The following is a 17,105-nucleotide window of genomic DNA, read 5'->3' on the forward strand; positions in this document are numbered from 1 at the left end:
AAGTGGGCCTCGCGGCCCACTCATTCATCCCAGCCAGTTCGGAGGGCTGACCGCTACTTGCGGGCAGCCGCTGGCGCTTCCATCAAAACTCTTCCCACCCGGCAACGGCTGCTGCCGCCGTGGCTTGTCCACGAAAGGCACCTGTCAGCTTCTGCTTGAGCGCACGCGCCGGCGAAGGCACCGGTCGGCTTTCGGCGGTAACGGCACGTGGCGCCGCTTGACCCACGTCGAGCTTGAAGCGAGCAATCAGCCGGGCAAGGCTGGCGGCCTCCTCGGCGAGGCGGCCGGTGGCGGCGGTCGATTCCTCCACCATGGCCGCGTTCTGCTGTGTCACCTGATCCATCGCGTTGACGGCGGTGCTGACCTCATGAAGGCCGGTCGACTGTTCCTTCGCGGCCGTGGCGATCGAGTGCACATGCTCGTTGATCTTGGCGACATGCCCCTGGATCAGGCCAAGGGCATCCCCCGTAGCTGTCACCAATTTGACACCCGAGGTGACCTCATCGCCGGAGCGGTTGATCAGCCCCTTAATGTCCTTTGCCGCATTGGCCGAGCGTTGTGCCAGTTCCCGCACTTCCTGGGCGACGACGGCAAAACCCTTGCCGGCCTCGCCGGCACGCGCGGCTTCAACACCGGCGTTGAGTGCTAGGAGATTCGTCTGGAAAGCGATCTCGTCGATGACGTTGATGATCTGGCTGATCTCGCCCGAGGCCTGCTCAATCCGTCCCATCGCAGAGACTGCTTGCTTGACGACAGCGCTTGACTGCTCGGTGCTCCTGCGCGCCTCGTCCACCATATGACTGGCCTCAACTGCGCGTTCGGTCGAGCTTTTCACGGCGACGGTGATTTCTTCCAGAGCCGAGGAGGTTTCCTCCAGCGCGGCGGCCTGCTGCTCGGTGCGCTTGGAAAGATCCCCCGACGCCAGGCGCATTTCGCCGGCACCGCCATTGATCGTATCGATGGCGGCACGAACCTCGCCGAGTACGGAGCGAAGGTTGTCCATGGTCGCGTTGACGTTGGACTGAAGCTCTCCGAAAGCGCCCTGGAACTCTCCGCGCATGTTCTCCCGGATATCCCCGTCGGCAAGCGCCGCGATGACGCGGCGGGTCTCGGCAACACCACGATCAACGGAGGCGACCAGTTCGTTGACCTGCGCCGCGAAGCGGTTGAGGTCGGCGTTGTCGTAGTCTTTGGTGATGCGCTGCGTGAAGTCACCGGCCACCGCCGCCGATACGACTTCGCCGATGCTCGATTGCAGGTCGGCGCTTTTCGCCTGGAGCGCCGCCTCCTGGGCGTTCATCTCCCGCACCTTGATGCCATTCTGCTTGAATACCTCGACGGCACGGGCCATCTCACCAATTTCGTCGTGCCGGGCGGCGAAGGGGACATTCGTATCAAGATTGCCCTCGGCAAGAACGCTCATGCTTTCGGTAATCTGGCCAATCGGCCTTGCGATCACCCGAGCACCGAACATGACAGCGCCGATCAGCACAACAACAGCCAGCGCCCCGATGCCGAGATTGAGGCGTAGAGCTAAGGCTGCCGTTTCGGTTGCATCCTCCTCGGCCCGTGTCGCCATCGTCTTCGCCGAGTCCACCCCTTCGTCGAGAAGGTTAGACCCCTCGGTCGCTATTGACAGCAGCTTAGCCTGAACTTCCCTTTCCTTAGCCTCAAGCGCGGGGTCGGTCGTTTTGACCTGTAGTTCGGCCGCGATGACCTTTGCCATTTCATTGGTCGTTGAAAACAAAGTATCGACCGCTGCCTTGATTGCCGCAATCCGATCTCTGTTGACCTGCAGCCGCAACCCGCCAAGCGCGTCATCCAAATATTTCACGAGGGACGCCTTGTGGGTGCCGATATGTTCGACGGCGCTGGCAGCTTCATCCGTCGAGGTCGCAAGGCGCAAATCGCGCACATCGACTTGCATTCCACGCAACGATGCCTTTGCGTCAACCAGATCCCGCGAAATGATCAACTGATCCCTTTGATAAGCGGCGCGTTCTTTAACGAGTTGGCCACTTTGCCAAGCCGTGACCAGCATGACCGCGACCAAGAAAATGCCGACGCCGGAAAGCATAGTCAGTTTGGTGCTAATTCGCGAAAAGATACTCGTCGTCATTGTTCCAGTTCCTCCATAGTAGAAACAGGAAAACGTCATATCCCCTGCTGAATTTTAGAAAGCGTGATCGACTTCATTCGACCGCGGTATAGGCGTCCGGCTTTCGAGACTACCTTTCCTTCGAAGGTGGGATTTCGTCGGCCCTGTCCAACTAACGTTCTGTAACAATTAACAAAAAGTTTTGCATTTTATGCAACTTAGAGGTTAGCTGCGCAAATGGGATAAGAGGGGCATGAAATGGATAATGCTAAAAGACCGCGGAGGCTTGGAAAGCTCCCAGCCACCTGCTTTTCGTTGTCCCAGTGACGTTGGCTCTCATCCACGCGAACTGCATGGTAGCCCAAGCTCAAAGCGCCGCATTAACCGCAAGCTGAGAAACTTCTCTCTCAGCCCGGTTTCGGCGTGTTTCCCCGAATGAACGCTTATTAGAGCAATCGCGACATTGCTCCGGTCTGCATCGCATTGCGCAGAATAAGAGGGAGAATGCCCCCCGCCCGGAGAATGTCGACCTCAGCGTTGGTTTCGATCGCGGCGGTTGCCGTGAGGCTTATTTTCTGTCCAGTCGCTCGCTTCACAACAACGCCAACCTTGCAACGTGGCTCAATGCGCGCTGGATCGGCAGAGACCTCCACCAGATCTTCCGCCGCAAACGCCAGGTCGGCAGGGCCAAAAGCCTCTGGCAGTCGAAGCGGCAGAATGCCCATTCCAATCAGGTTCCATCTATGGATCCGCTCGAAGCTCAAGGCGAGAACCGCCCTCACCCCCAGCAGTGAAACACCCTTCGCAGCCCAATCGCGCGACGATCCCATACCGTATCGCTCGCCCGCAACGACCACGACCGATCGATCTTCCGCTGCATAGAGCTGCGCGGCGGCCCAGAGAGACATGATCTCACCCGAAGGGGCATGAATGGTCGATCCGGGCGGAATATCCGCTCCGATCAAGTTGCTGACCGTCTTGTTCGTGAACAGGCCGCGGATCATGGCTTGCCAATTGCCGCGACGCGACGAGAACACGTTGAGGTCCGCCGGGTTCTCTCCCCTCTCGATGAGATAGCGCCCCGCGTCGCTCTTCGCCTCAACAGCGCCGGCGGGGGAGATATGGTCGGTCGTTATGTCGTCGCCGACGACCAGAATAGGATGGGCCTGATAGTTACCCAGCAACGTGCCCTTGCCGAAGCTCGCAAAAGGCGGCCGGCGGATGTAGGTCGATTTCTCATCCCAGGGAAAGATAATCGTGGTCGGCGCATCGAGGTCTCGCCATGCCTTGCTGGCCTCGGCCTTCTCGTAGGCGGGGGCGAAGTCACCGATGTCAGAGGCTTGCGCCACGGCGTCATCGATCTCGGACGCCTTTGGCCACACCATCGAAAGCGTGACCGGTGTCCCTTCACGGGAGTAGCCGATCGGATCCGTCAGTATATTGAGCTCGACGGTGCCGGCCAGCGCAAAGACGACGACCATCGGCGGAGAAGCGAGGAAGCCTGCTTCGAGCTGAGGATGCACGCGGCCGGGGAAATTCCTGTTTCCGGAAAGCACCGCTACGGGCAGAATATCGCGCTCTGCCATCGCCTTTGCGATGGGCTCCGTCAGGGGCCCGGAATTGCCGATGCATGTCGTGCAGCCATAGCCGACGATCCCGAAACCCACGGCTTCGAGATCTTCAAGCAGACCGGCTCTCCTAAGATAGCGCTCGGCGGTCGGGGATCCCGGCGCCAGCGAGGTCTTCACCCAATGCGGCGGACGCAGTCCGTAGGCGCGCGCCTTGCGCGCAAGGAGCCCGGCGGCGGCGAGCAGGCGCGGATCGGAGGTGTTGGTGCAGCTCGTGATCGCGGCAATCGCGACGGCGCCGCTGTTCGGCTGCCCTTCGACATCGGCCGACGGCTTCTTCATGCCGACAATGGCAGGCGCCGTTTCGCTGACGGGAATGCGATCCTGCGGACGCCGGGGACCCGCAAGGCTCGGTTCGACGCTGGAGAGATCGATTTCAAGGGTGGATGTATATCGAGGCTCCGAGGATGGATCGAACCAGAGCCCCACGCGCTTGGCATAGTGCTCGACGAAATCGGCGTGATCCTCACTGCGTCCCGTCGCCCTCAGATATTGGGTCGTATGGCCGTCGATGGGAAAATAACCGCTATTGCCGCCGAATTCCGGCGTCATGTTTGCAACGACTGCGCGGTCGCCCGCCGTCAACGTCGACACACCCGGCCCATAGAACTCGACGAACTTGTCCTGAAGGTCGATCTGACGCAGCAGATGGGTGACGACCAGCGCGAGATCGGTGGCAAGAACCCCCTCCCGCAGGCCGCCGATCAGGCGTACGCCGACGACATCCGGCACACGGAGCGTCACCGGCATGCCGAAGAAGACGCTTTCGGCCTCCAGGCCGCCGACACCCCAGGCAAGCACGCCGATCCCGTTGATCATCGGGGTATGACTGTCCGTTCCGATCAAAGTATCGGGAACGGCCCAACGCCTGTCGTCTTTCTGCTGCTGGGTCACGACCGTTGCCAGTCGTTCCAAATTGAGGGTGTGCATGATACCGGTGCCGGGCGGATGGACCCGGAAGCCGGTCAGCGTGTTGGTCGCCCATTTCATGAAGCTATAGCGCTCGGCATTGCGCTCGTATTCGCGCTGCATGTTGCGCTCGAGCGAAGCAGAGCTTCCGAACGCATCGACGGCAACCGAATGATCGGTCGAGACATCGACTGGCACCACGGGATTGAGCAGGGCCGGATTGCCGCCGGCTTCCGCCAATGCGGACCGCATGCCCGCAATATCCACCAGTGCCGGTCCGCAGGTCGTGTCATGCATGAGGACACGGTTCGGCAAGAACGGGATTTCGACCTCGCTCCTGCCCTCATCGAGCCAGGCAATGATCGCCGATTTGGCGCGCGCGGCGTCATCTCCCCCTGTCCGGAGCACGTTTTCCAGCAGGATGCGATGGATATAGGGCATCCGCTCGAGCTTCGGACCGGCCTCCTTCGGCAGGTCAATGATATCGTACTGGACGCCATCTACGGCGAATTTGCCGACCGTGGTCATGCTCATGCTCTGAAACCCTGCTTCACGATTTGGGCGATCTGGCCCGCGCGATATTGAATTGCCCAGACGGCCCCACGCCCTCTGCGGTCTCCTCATTGGAGACACGCATGAACCAAGTCATCAGGAAGGACAGCAACAGAAGTGCCGCGAGGAACATAAGCCCGCCGAGGGCGCTGCCTGTCCATGTCTTGGCTGCACCCATTGCGTATGGGCCGACGAAGCCGCCGAGATTGCCGATGGAATTGATGGCGGCAATCGAGACCGCGGCGGTCGATCGGGTAAGGAACAGGCCGGGCAGCGACCAGAACGGCGACTTGAAGGCATAGATCCCGGCGAGCGCCACGGAGATCAGCGCGATAGCAATATAGGGATCATGGGTCAGGCCAGTCGCCGCCAATGCGATGCCTGCAATCAGCAGCGGGGCTGCCGTATGCTTCTGGCGCTCGCCGGTGCGATCCGAGCTGCGCGACCACAGCACCATAGCAATGGTGGCGACGGCATAAGGGACCATGGCGACGAGGCCGATCTGGAAATGGCTGAGATCGCCGCCGAAGCTCTGGATGATCTGCGGCATCCACAGGCCAATACCGAGATTGCCGACCTGATAGATGAAATAGATGGCGGACAGGAACAGCACTTTCGGGTTCGAGATCGCCTGCCAGAGACCAAGATGTTTGACGTTCTTGCGATTGGCATGATCGGCGGCAAGCGCTTTCGTCAGCCAGTCCCGCTCCTCCTCGGTCAGCCATTTCGCCTTTTCGGGGCGGTCCGTCATGTAGAAATAGTTGAAGATGCCGGCGGCAACTGCGGGGACGCCCTCGAGGATCAGCATCCATCGCCAACCAGAAAGACCGAAGCCGCTGACATTGTCCATGATCCAGGTGCTAAGCGGCGCGCCCATAAGATAGGAAACGGGAATGGCGGCGGTGAAGAATGCCACAGTCGTCGCCTGCTCTTTCGAACGGAACCAGTAGGTCAGATAGATGATAATGCCGGGGAAGAAGCCGGCTTCGGCAACGCCGAGAAGAAAGCGCAGGATATAAAGCTGCATGGCGCTTTGAGCGAAGCCGGTCAGCACCGCGACCGCACCCCAGGTCAGCAGAATGCGTGAAATCCAGATACGCGATCCGTATCTCTGCAAGGCGATGTTGCTCGGCACTTCGAAGAGGAAATAGCCGATGAAGAAGATACCGCCGGCAAAGCCGAAGGCTTCGGCAGACAGCGCCAGATCCTTGTTCATCTGCAGCGCCGCGTAACCGAGGTTCGCGCGATCCAGATACGAGATGATGTAGAGCAGAAACGTATAGGGGACGATCCTCCAGAAGACCTTTCGCATCGTGGCCTTTTCTAGTCCGCTTGTCGCAGCATCGGTCATTGCTACCTCCCAGAAGCAGTGATGGTGATACCCGGGCATGTCCGAGCACATGCGAGCTTATTTACACAATATGATTATAAAATGCAATTGCCGTGAAGTGTAAATAGCGATATTGATGGTAAACACATCAATTCGCGCGAGGATTTCTGGTATGGACGGGGAAAAGGTGAGGATCGCCTATATCGGTGCACGCACGACGAAGGCCCGCAACGCGCGTGGCAACGGTCTGAACGTCTACCGGCTCGGGCAGGATCTGAGCTGGGAGCATCGGCAATTGGTGGAGATGGAAAACCCCTCCTTCTTCGCCTTCGACCAGACAGGCCAATTCCTCTACACCGTTCACGGCGATTCCAACCGCGTGAGCGCTTTCTCCATCGACCCATCTTCTGGCCACCTGTCCTTCCTGAACGAGCAGTCGACCGAGGGCCGCAATCCCGTCCACCTTTCATTCGATCCCTCGAACCAGTTCCTGATCGTCGCGAACCATGTGACCTCCTCGCTCGCCGTGCTCCGGCGCCTGGATGATGGACGGCTTGGCCCGGTCGAGAGCCTGACCGTGATCGAAGGAAAGCTTGGGCCTCACCGCGTCGAGCAGCCCTTCGCCAAGCCCCATCAGGTCCAGTTCGACCCGTCGGGAAAATGGATCGTGGTGCCGGATAAGGGCCTGGATGCGATATTCGTCTATCGTCTGGACCGCGCCTCCGGCACGTTGATCAAGGTGGCATCCTGCGAGACCCGCGAAGGCGCCGGCCCACGCCATATTGCCTTTCACCCCGAAGGCCGCCTCGCCTATGTCATCAACGAGCTGGACTGCAGCATGGCCGCGTATCGCTTCGATCCGGCGACGGGAGGCATCGCACCATTCCAGATCCTTTCGTCGGTTGCTGACTGCTTCACCGGCAACAGCCGCGGCGCCGAGATTGCGGTTTCTGCCGATGGCCGCTTCGTCTATGCGTCCAATCGCGGCAGCGACACGATTGCGGGTTTTGCGATTGGAGAGGATGGACGGATGACATCCGTCGGCTCATGGGCAACGGCTGGAAAGACGCCGCGCTTCTTCACGCTTCTCTGCGAAGGCGATGTCCTACTTGCCGCTAACGAGGACACCGATACGGTGGTCGCCTTCGGCGTCGACAAAAGATCCGGCGCACTGTCACCGCCGTCGAGCGTCCTTACCGTCGGCAGCCCGGTCTGCATCCTTCTCAAAGATCTAAATCAGACCTGAGGCGTCTTGATGCGGCTCGCACCCATGATGTGGGTATAAAGGAATGCCGCCGCCTCGTTGCGGCGACCGTCTTCGATCAGGTCGAGGATATGCAGATGCTCGGCCGTCTGTCTCGGAAGCCGGCTTCTGTCGATCGTGATATGATATTCGATCAGCCGGCGCAGGCGGTTTATGCGCCTGATCGCATCGAGAAAGAATTCGTTGCGCGAGCAAGCGACGAGCATCTCGTGAAACTCGTTGTTCGCCTTGAAAATCTCAGCGCGCGACCAGGTTTCATACCCACCCTGGCCAAGTTCCGTCTGGATCTGACGCGCGCGTCTGAACCCTTCAGGATCTGGCTCGAAGCTTGGCAGCAGCATGGCCTGCTGCTCGATGACGGCACGGAACGTGTAGCCATCCTGATAGCTCTGCCTCGACGTCAAGGTTTGCCGAAAGGACCAACCGTTGCCGGGCAGGCGCTCGACCCATCCCTCATCGGCAATCCGATGCAGGATCTTAAGCAAACGGCTTCGCGGCAGATCGTAATGGCGCATCATCTCGCTTTCGCTGACACGCTCCTCGAGTTTGCCGGAAAAGCGGTCCTCGGCGATCCGGAAATAGATGGCTTCGTCACCATCGCTGTCTTTGGGGCTCTCCGGCCCGGAAGCATCCAGACTCTCGCCATCAACCGCCAGAAAGTAGCCTCGGTTCGGCTCGGCACGGACGATGCCGCGGCCCTCCAGGCTCCGCAGCGCACTCATGATCGGCGCGCGCGAGACGCGGAATGCATCGGCCAGCATCTGAAGAGGCAGATGCTGGCCCTCGCGCATTCCGTTCGCTTTCACGAACTCGATGATATTGCCGCTGATCTGCGGTGTGAGGCTGCTTCTCGCCATGGCTTCCGATTCATTGCTTCTCTTGCGGTTTTCTATCACCGCATGAAACATCAAGACAGCCCTGTCGATATCCGGACCCAGTCCGCTTATCTGGCGTTTTTGACGAATTCAGTCGTGTAGGTCTTCGAAAGATCGATCTGCTTGCCTTTGACGTTCTTGGAGAATTCCGAGAGAACCGTCAGGACGGTTTCCGGGCCTCCCTTGGGCATCATTCCGTCAGGTGTGAACATGCCCTTGCTTACCTCAAGCGCTTTGACATAGCCGTCCTTGTCGCCGACATAGAAATCCTTCGGCATCTTGTCAGCGATCTCCGCGGCAGAGTGAGTGTCGATGTATCGCATTGTTTTTACAAAGGCGTTGACCAATTTCTGGACTTCCTCCTTGTGCGAGTCGACCCAGGAACTTTCCATGTATAGCGAAGCAAACGGATAAACTCCGCCGAGCGCCGCTCGTGTCGATTCGACGGTGCGAAGGTCCACCAGCACCTTGGCTTCGTTTGTCTTCAGCAGCCGTGATACGGTCGGCTCGGTGGTCATTCCAGCCTGGATCTGGTCCTGCTGCATGGCTGCGATGAAGGTCGAGCCTGCACCGACCGGAACGGTCGTCACATCGCCCGTCTTCAATCCAGCCTTCGATGCCATGTAAAGCGTCAGAAAATTGGTGGATGAGCCGAGCCCGGTTACCCCGAGTGCCTTTCCTTTGAAGTCGGCAGGCGATTTGATTTCCGGATGTTTCGTCGAAACCAGCTCTACTTCGCCGGGAACCTGCTGCAATTGGACGACCGACTCGACGAACTTGCCCTTGGATTGCAAATCCACGCAATGGTCGTAAGAGCCGATAACACCCTGAACGGCGCCCGCAAGTAGCTGATTTTCCGCATCAACTCCAGCCGACTCATTCAGCAGTTCGACATCGAGCCCTTCGTCCTTGAAATAGCCGAGGGCTTCGGTGAGCTTGGCGGGCAGGTAGATCTGCTTTTCATACCCACCCACCATGATTGAAATCTTCTCGGCAGCTTTGGCTGTTGTGCCCATGGCTCCCGTCGCAATTGCCACGCAGATAGCTGCGGTCGAAAAATAGAGACCTGCTGAACGCATGAATTCCTCCTCCTTAGTGCAATAAATCGCTTGAGTGACCGTCTCTGCGCCCCATGACGCGACACAGAAACGGACACCAAACGAGCCTCGGCCTCAGGGTGCCGGCAGGCCTCCACCTCTCCCAAATGGTCTCGGCGCCGACGGTCAGTCCTTCATCCTCCGATGAGAGACTAGCCACGTTTGAAGGAATGCACAATTGCATTTTATAATTATATTATTCTTTTTTTTGGAAACTGCTTCCCGCAGGCTGGATCGGGATTGAGAACGCCAGCGACAGCGGTCCGGCGTCCTCATTGCAGCATCACTCCTTCGTCTTGCCCTCAAAATGCATGACGTCGCCGAGCGGCACGTACTTCTGGCCGTCGAACTGATAGAGCTGCAGCGCTTCGGTCGGGAAAATGTCGCTGCCTTCCTTGGTGGTCATGGTAATGCCGTTCAGAAGAAGCGGATTTTTCCAGCCGTCCATATTCTGCACGACCTTCATCAGTTCCTCGCGCGTCGGGCTCTTGAGCTTCTCAAGCGCCTGGATCAAGGAATCGCCGATGGCGTAGCCGGTCTGACCAATCGTGTTTGCGAAATTGAAGTTTACCTTGGCGGCGGAGATGGCGGAAAGATAACGATCAACGCCCTCGTCGCCCGACGGCTTGTCGCTGATGATGGGCTTGAGATAGTCCGACGTAATGATGCCCTTGGCATTGTCCAGTCCGACCGACTGGAGAACCGGATAAGCCGACGAAAGGTTCGTCACCAGGGTCAAAGGCTTCCAGCCGCTTTCGGATTGAAAGCGGATCGCCTCGCCGCCCTGGCGGGGTGCTGCGATGATGACGAGGGTGTCAGCACCGGACGCTTTCAGCGTCGAGAGCTGAGTTTCAACGGTTGGATCTTGGGAGGTGACAGGCTGTCGGTCCAATACCTTGATGTGGGAGCCCTCGATCGAACGGTCGAACGCCTTCATGAAGGTTTGGCCGGTCTCGGTGTTGAGATAGAGAATGGCGACCTTCGCCTCGGGCTTATGCGCCTTCAGATATTCGGCAAACGAGTCCGCCTCAGTGGAGAAGGACGGGACGAAGCCAACCTCCCACTTCGGAGCATTCAAGGCAATCACCCCTGAATACATGAAGATATTCGGGATTTTCTTCTGGGTGATGTAGCGGCCGATCGCAAGGTTATTTGGCGTTGCGGCGGTGCCCACCAAGGCGAATACCTTTTCCTGTTCGACCATTTTACGGACGTTGGCCAGCGTGCGCTGGGGATCGAGCGAGTCGTCTTCGATAACCAGGTCGATTTTGCGCGTTTTTCCGTCGCCCATCTTAACGCCGCCTTCGGCGTTGGCCTGTTCGATGCGGGCGCGTATGCCTTCCGCGACGCCGCCGACAACGGCAACCGGCCCGGTCAATGGGCCGGTAACGCCGATCTTCACCGAATCGTCGGTTACCCCCGGCGTGGTCTCGGCTGCGCTGGCGTGGGTCGCAGCAAGCAGCGCGGCCACGGCCAACTGCATTGTGCAGCCCTTCAGCTTGGAGATAAATCTCATATCAGTTCCTCCCATTGTTCGGTGGCAGGCCTCCTCAGCCCGCTGTTTTCCGAAAAATCATCGAAAGCCATTTTTCGATGAAGCCAGTAACGCCGTTGCGCGCGACCATCATGATCAGGATTAGCGCGAGGCCATAAATCAGGTTGCCGAGGCTGAGGTTGATGTCGGACGCCCAGGTCGGAACGAAGACCATGAACAGTCCGCCGAGAAATGCCCCGACGATGCTCGTGACGCCGCCGACGATGCTGCCGATCACGATGTTGATAGACAGGATCGCCAGGAACGACTCCGGGCTGACAAAACCGGTGACGATGGCGAACACGCCACCACCCATGCCCGCGAGTGCCGAGCTTCCCGCGAATGCCCACAATCGCGTGCGTGTCAGGTTCACACCGAGGGCTTCCGCGATCTGCGCATTGTCACGCTGGGCCCGCAGCGCCCGTCCGACATCGCCGAAAAGCATCAACGAAACCAGAAGGGCACCGATCCCCGCGCATCCGAGGCAAATAACGTAGAGCCATAGCTCCGGGCTGAGGGGAAGCCATTCCGGCGCTTCCGGAGCGTCGATCGGAAGACCCGAAACCCCGCCGGTGAGGCTCCCCATTTTCAACACGAGCTGGGGGAAAGCAGCGGCAATGCCGAAGGTGACAATTGCCAACTGCAGGCCCTGAAGTCTCAGCGCCGGGAGGCCGATCGCTAGCCCGACCAAAACCGTAACTGCGGCCGAAACAGGAAGAGTGGCAAGCGGAGGTACGCCGTAGGTCGCATTCAGGATCGCGGTCACATACGCGCCGACGCCGAAGAGAGCGCCCTGCGCGAGGCAGATTTGCCCCGCAAATCCCATCAGGAGATTCAGTCCAAGAATTGCGATTGCATAAGCGATCGCAACGCATATCTGCTGGTGCGCGTAGTCCGGGGCGACAAACGGAATCAGTATTGCGAGAAATGCGAACAGACCGAACTTGACCGCGGCCCGGCGGAATCCGTCACTCATAGTTTTGTCACCTTGTAGGAACCGAACAGGCCGACGGGCTTTACAAGCAGGATGGCCAACGTGAGGACGATGGGCACTGCGATGCGCATGTCAGCGCCGATGAAAGGGAGGTAGCTCGCGCCGAGGCTTTCGGCGACGCCGACCGCCAGACCGCCGACAATTGCGCCGAGGGGACTATCCCATCCGCCGAGAGTCGCGGCGGCGAGGCCGTAAAACAAAATCGGCGCCATCATTGTCGGGCTGAGAAAGAGACGCGGCGCAATCAGGATCGCCGCAAAAGCCCCGATGACCGCGGCAAAACCCCATCCCAGCATCAGCATGCGCTCGACGTCGACGCCGACGAGTACGCTGCGCGCCCGGTCGAAAGCCGCCGCACGCATGGACAATCCAAGTCTCGTGAAGCGAAAGATGAAACCGATGGCTGCCGCGATGCAGATCAGGATCGCCAGCGTGCCGACTGCGGACGCGAGCACGCGAACCTCCCCGAGACTGAAGCCGCCATCGGGAAACAGGCTTGGGAACGAGAGTTGTTCGGCTCCCCAGATCCACATGCACATGGCCTGGAAGAGGACGAATATTCCAAGCGTGACCACGACAACCGCCTCCACGGGCGCGCTCATCAATGGCCTGATCACGAGGCGGAATGTCGCGATGCCGATGACGAATGCGATCGCCAGGCTCGCGAGCACGGCCAGCCACAGCGGAACGCCCCACTGCATCAACTGCCACGCGACGTAAGCGGAGAATGTCGCCATTTCGCCTTGGCCGAAATTCACGACATTCGTCGCCCGGAAAATGAGTACGAGCGCGAGCGCCAGCGCCGCGTAGATGGCACCCGTCGTTAGCCCACTGACGACGAGCTGGAAGAAGAGACTCATCAGGCGACCCCCAGATATGATTTCTTGATGTCCTCATTGTTTATGAGGTCGCTCGCCGCCCCGCCGGCGACGATCTGCCCCGCCTCGATGACGAAGGCCTTATCCGCGTATTGCAGGGTGATATCGACGTTTTGCTCAACCACCAGCAACGTCATTCCGTGGTCGCGGTGCAGCGTCTTGAATATCGTCAGGATCTCCTGCGTAATCGACGGCGCCAGGCCGAGCGAAGGTTCGTCACACATCAGGAGTTTCGGACGGGACATGAGCGCACGGGCGACCGCGAGCATCTGCTGCTCGCCACCGCTTAAGTTTCCGGCTAACTGGTCGCGCCTTTCGCGCAGCCGCGGAAAGGTTTCATACCAACGCTCCTTGTCTTGCCTGATCTGAGACCGGCTGGAGATGATGGTGGCGCCGAGCTGAAGGTTTTCGTCCACCGTGAATTCCGAGAAGGTGCCTCGGCCCTGCGGGATCTGGGCGATGCCGAGTCCGAGCCGCTTTTGAGCTGCGATCCACTCCAGCGACCTTCTCGCATAGAATATGGAACCCTTGAACGGCAGGAGGCCGGAAATGGCACGCAATAGAGTAGTCTTTCCAGCTCCGTTCGACCCGAGAAGTGCCACGAACTCGCCTTCTTCGACCGCGAACGAACAGTCGAAGAGCGCTTGCGTTTTTCCGTAGAAAGCCGAGAGGTCCTTAACGTCGAGAAGCGTCATGCCGCCCTCCCCAAGTAAGCGGAGACAACCGCGTCGTTCGACTTGATTTCACCCGGAGTGCCTTCGGCGAGATTACGGCCGAGATGGAAAACAACGATCCTATCGCACAGCCCCATCACCAGGCCCATGTGGTGTTCAATGAGGAGGATCGAGAGATTGCGGCTCTTCCTTACCCCGTCCAGCAGAGTGCCGAACTCGTTGACTTCGCCATGCGTCAACCCTCCCGCCGGTTCGTCGAGAAGCAATATCTTGGGGTCTGATGCGAGGGCGCGGGCAATCTCCATCCGCTTTTGCAACGGATAGGGAAGCGCGCCAGCTTTCCGAGCAGCCATATCGGCCATTCCCATCTCTTCGAGGATGGCCATCGACCTCTCGCGCACCGCCCGCTCATCGGCTCGCGATCGCAAGGGCGTCAGGATCGCCCGTCCGAACTTGCCGCCGAGTTCATGGTGGGCACCGAGCATGACATTTTCCAGAACCGTCATGGAGGCATAGATGCCGAGGTTCTGGAACGTTCGGGCGACACCGAGGCCAATCATGTCCCGAACCCTCGCGCCTTCGATTGGCGTCCCATTCAAAACAATGGTGCCGCTGTCATAGGCCACGAGACGAGTGATCGCGTTGAGAAAGGTGCTTTTGCCCGCGCCATTCGGTCCGATCAGGCCGCAGATCTCGCCCGAACGCACCGAGACCGAAACGTCGGTGAGCGCCTTGATGCCGCCGAAGTGCACTGAAACGCCTCGCGCCTCAAGCACGAGACGAGCGTCTGCAATGCTGCTCATTTCCACTATTTCCTCCCTCCCTGAGCGGTCTCCCAGACGGCCTGTCCATTTCTATGATTGACAGCCATCCCCGCTTTGGATACCAATAAGTATCCGAAGACGTTTCGGTATGTCAAGCATCAATCGCATCTGGATTGGCTTGCCACGGAACGGCCTCAGAGTTGCCTGCCATCGGGTTGGAGTTGGGTGGCGGCAAGATGATCGAATGCCTCGCTGACGGGGCGATGGGGAGGACATCCATGACAGGAAATAACACCGAACTGACGGGCGAGAATCTGTATCGAGATCCGTATCCGGTTTACGCGAGGCTGCGCGCTGAAGAGCCAGTGGCCTTCTTCGAGGGGACGAAGGAATACTTCATCACCCGATTTGACGACTGCCGCACGATCGGCGGTCAGGACAAGATCTTCGGCCCTTCCGGATCGGCGGACCGCCCGGAGGCGCGCGTCATGGGCATGCCGAATGTATTGACCATGTCCGGCGAGGAGCACCAATGCCTTCGTCAGGGCATCGACGAAAACCTCACGCAGGAGCGTGTCCGGTCGTTTGTCGAAGGTCTGACGCGCCCCGTGGTGCAGCGTTACGTCGACGCGATCAAAGCCAAGGGAGAGGCGAACCTGACGGCCGAATTGTTCGAGCCGATCTCCGTGCGGTGCATCGGCGACGTTATCGGCCTTACGGAAACGCCGAACGAAACCCTCGTCGAGTGGTTCCACGCGATGGCTCTTGGCCTGCAGAATGTCAGCAACGACGCGGCGGTGTGGAAGCGACTGGACGATGCTCTTGCCGATATCGACAAGCAAATGGGCGACCTTTACCAAGCCTGCCTGTCCAAGCCCAACAACTCCCTCCTCAGCCATGTGATGTATGGCGGCATGCCGAAGGGCGAAGTGCGCAGTTGGGACGAGATTTCACCGACCATGCGCGTCATTATCCTTGGCGGCCTTCAGGAACCCGGTCATGCGGCGGCGAATGCCTGCGCCGGTCTTCTTTCGAATCCCGAACAGGCGAAAGTCATGGCGGAGCAGCCGCAGGAAAACGCCATGCGCGCCTTCGATGAAGGGCTGCGTTGGATCGCGCCGATCGGCGTGACGCCGCGCGTCGCCCGAGAGGATTTCGAGATCGCAGGAACCGTCATTCCTCAGGGAGCGTCGGTCGCGATCGTTATGGGCTCCGCCAACCGTGACGAGACTCGCTTCGAGCATGCCGACAAGTTCGACATGTTCCGTAAGAAGAAGCAACACCTCTCGTTCGGCTTCCGTCCGCACTTCTGTTCAGGACATTTTCTGTCAAGGGCCATGGGCGAGATCGCACTTGCGGAAGTGTTCCGTCAGTTGCCCGAACTTCGGCTCGACGGATCGCGCGAAATCAAAGGTAAAGGCTGGCGATTCCGCGGTATTTCGGACCTTCCCGCGAAATGGAACGCGTGATGACACTCATCATAGACTGCCACGGCCACTTCACCACAGAGCCGCCAGAGCACCACGCCTTCCGCAAGGCCCAGGTCGCTTTCGCGGAAGGCACATCATCGGATCGCCCGGTCTATCCGGGCATCCCCGACAAACAGCTTCACGACATCATCGAGACCAATCAGCTCAAGATCCAGCGTGAGCGCGGCTCGCATGTCACGCTACTTAGCCCGCGCGCCTCCGGCATGGGGCACCATCTGCCGAACCTGCCGGTGGCGAAAGAATGGGCGCGCGTTTCGAACGACAATATCGGTCGGATCGTCGACATGTTCCCCGATAACTTCGCCGCGGTCTGCCAGCTTCCACAAACCGTAGACGGCGATCTTTCAGCGGTCATCGAGGAACTTGCGCGCTGCGTCGACAATGGCTTCGTCGGCTGCAACCTCAATCCCGATCCCTCGGGGGGGCGCTGGAGCGCGCCGCCAATCTACGATACCTGGTGGGATCCGCTTTGGGACGCGATGGTGGACCTTCAGGTACCCGCCATGATCCACGTCTCCGGGTCCTGCGAACGCTGCCTGCATACGACCGGGGCGCATTATATCAACGCCGACACCGCAGTTTTCATGCAGCTCATCCAGGGAGACCTCTTCGAGCGTCACCCCGACCTCAAGCTGATCATACCGCATGGCGGCGGGGCAGCGCCCTACCATTGGGGCCGGTATCGCGGTCTATCCATCATGCTCGAAAAGCCAGGCTTGGACACGCACCTCATGAACAACCTGTTTTTCGACACCTGCGTCTACCACCAGGCGGGCATCGATACGCTTTTCCGCGTCGTCGACACGAAGAACATCCTTTTCGGCTCGGAGCTGCTCGGTGCGGTCAAGGCAATCGATCCCGAGACCGGTCATCCCTTCGATGACACCAAGCGATACATCGACCAGCTCGACCTTCAGGAAGACGAGAGACGAGCGGTCTTCGAAGCAAATGCGCGGCGTGTGTACCCGCTGCTGGATAAACGACTCCAAGACCGCGGCCTGTGAACAGCCCGAAATCC

13 protein-coding genes are annotated in these 17,105 nt (G+C 59.4%); 3 read left to right on the top strand and 10 right to left on the bottom strand.

Going from position 1 to position 17,105, the window contains the following annotated elements; genetic code table 11:
• Window positions 1-82: 82 nt before the first annotated feature.
• The 3 genes from N2601_RS26615 to N2601_RS26625 form a co-directional block, all read right to left on the bottom strand.
• On the bottom strand, window positions 83-2,119 hold the full coding sequence (locus N2601_RS26615) for a methyl-accepting chemotaxis protein (protein ID WP_260304339.1): 2,037 nt from the start codon (window positions 2,117-2,119) through the stop codon (window positions 83-85).
• A gap of 425 nt (window positions 2,120-2,544) precedes the next feature.
• On the bottom strand, window positions 2,545-5,163 hold the full coding sequence (acnA, locus tag N2601_RS26620) for an aconitate hydratase AcnA (protein WP_260305260.1): 2,619 nt from the start codon (window positions 5,161-5,163) through the stop codon (window positions 2,545-2,547).
• 22 nt (window positions 5,164-5,185) lie between these two features.
• The gene (locus N2601_RS26625; RefSeq protein ID WP_260304340.1) at window positions 5,186-6,538 is read right to left on the bottom strand and encodes an MFS transporter; all 1,353 of its coding nucleotides are present in this window, start codon (window positions 6,536-6,538) and stop codon (window positions 5,186-5,188) included.
• A gap of 151 nt (window positions 6,539-6,689) precedes the next feature.
• Between N2601_RS26625 and N2601_RS26630 the strand changes: the two genes are divergently transcribed.
• Window positions 6,690-7,763 (top strand): lactonase family protein, encoded by a 1,074-nt coding sequence (locus N2601_RS26630; RefSeq protein ID WP_260304341.1) that lies wholly within the window; start codon window positions 6,690-6,692, stop codon window positions 7,761-7,763.
• On the opposite strand, the gene N2601_RS26635 is transcribed toward N2601_RS26630, so the two are convergent.
• The 7 genes from N2601_RS26635 to N2601_RS26665 all read right to left on the bottom strand — a co-directional run bounded on the left by N2601_RS26635 (window position 7,754) and on the right by N2601_RS26665 (window position 14,636).
• Complete coding sequence (locus N2601_RS26635) at window positions 7,754-8,638, bottom strand: GntR family transcriptional regulator (RefSeq protein ID WP_260304342.1); 885 nt, start codon at window positions 8,636-8,638, stop codon at window positions 7,754-7,756. The genes N2601_RS26630 and N2601_RS26635 overlap by 10 nt on opposite strands.
• 86 nt (window positions 8,639-8,724) lie before the next feature.
• Window positions 8,725-9,735 (bottom strand): ABC transporter substrate-binding protein, encoded by a 1,011-nt coding sequence (locus N2601_RS26640; RefSeq protein ID WP_260304343.1) that lies wholly within the window; start codon window positions 9,733-9,735, stop codon window positions 8,725-8,727.
• A gap of 301 nt (window positions 9,736-10,036) precedes the next feature.
• A complete protein-coding gene (locus N2601_RS26645) occupies window positions 10,037-11,269 on the bottom strand; it encodes an ABC transporter substrate-binding protein (protein WP_260304344.1) in 1,233 nt (410 codons plus the stop codon).
• Window positions 11,270-11,303: 34 nt separating this feature from the next.
• Window positions 11,304-12,263: a branched-chain amino acid ABC transporter permease gene (locus tag N2601_RS26650; protein WP_260304345.1), complete on the bottom strand. Its 960-nt coding sequence runs from the start codon at window positions 12,261-12,263 to the stop codon at window positions 11,304-11,306.
• Window positions 12,260-13,141 carry a branched-chain amino acid ABC transporter permease gene (locus N2601_RS26655; RefSeq protein WP_260304346.1) on the bottom strand — a complete coding sequence of 294 codons (882 nt, stop codon included), beginning with the start codon at window positions 13,139-13,141 and terminating at the stop codon, window positions 12,260-12,262. The genes N2601_RS26650 and N2601_RS26655 overlap by 4 nt, the downstream gene beginning before the upstream one ends.
• A complete protein-coding gene (locus N2601_RS26660) occupies window positions 13,141-13,854 on the bottom strand; it encodes an ABC transporter ATP-binding protein (RefSeq protein WP_260304347.1) in 714 nt (237 codons plus the stop codon). The genes N2601_RS26655 and N2601_RS26660 overlap by 1 nt, the downstream gene beginning before the upstream one ends.
• Window positions 13,851-14,636 (bottom strand): ABC transporter ATP-binding protein, encoded by a 786-nt coding sequence (locus N2601_RS26665; RefSeq protein WP_260304348.1) that lies wholly within the window; start codon window positions 14,634-14,636, stop codon window positions 13,851-13,853. The genes N2601_RS26660 and N2601_RS26665 overlap by 4 nt, the downstream gene beginning before the upstream one ends.
• A 239-nt stretch (window positions 14,637-14,875) precedes the next feature.
• On the opposite strand from N2601_RS26665, the gene N2601_RS26670 reads away from it, so the two are divergent.
• Both N2601_RS26670 and N2601_RS26675 read left to right on the top strand, forming a co-directional pair.
• Window positions 14,876-16,066, top strand: a complete 1,191-nt coding sequence (locus N2601_RS26670; protein WP_260304349.1) for a cytochrome P450 — start codon at window positions 14,876-14,878, stop codon at window positions 16,064-16,066.
• Window positions 16,066-17,091, top strand: coding sequence for an amidohydrolase family protein (locus tag N2601_RS26675; RefSeq protein WP_260304350.1), 1,026 nt, complete (start codon window positions 16,066-16,068; stop codon window positions 17,089-17,091). The genes N2601_RS26670 and N2601_RS26675 overlap by 1 nt, the downstream gene beginning before the upstream one ends.
• Window positions 17,092-17,105: the final 14 nt, after the last annotated feature.

The organism is Rhizobium sp. CB3060 (genome assembly GCF_025200735.1).
Classification (GTDB): Bacteria; Pseudomonadota; Alphaproteobacteria; order Rhizobiales; family Rhizobiaceae; genus Rhizobium.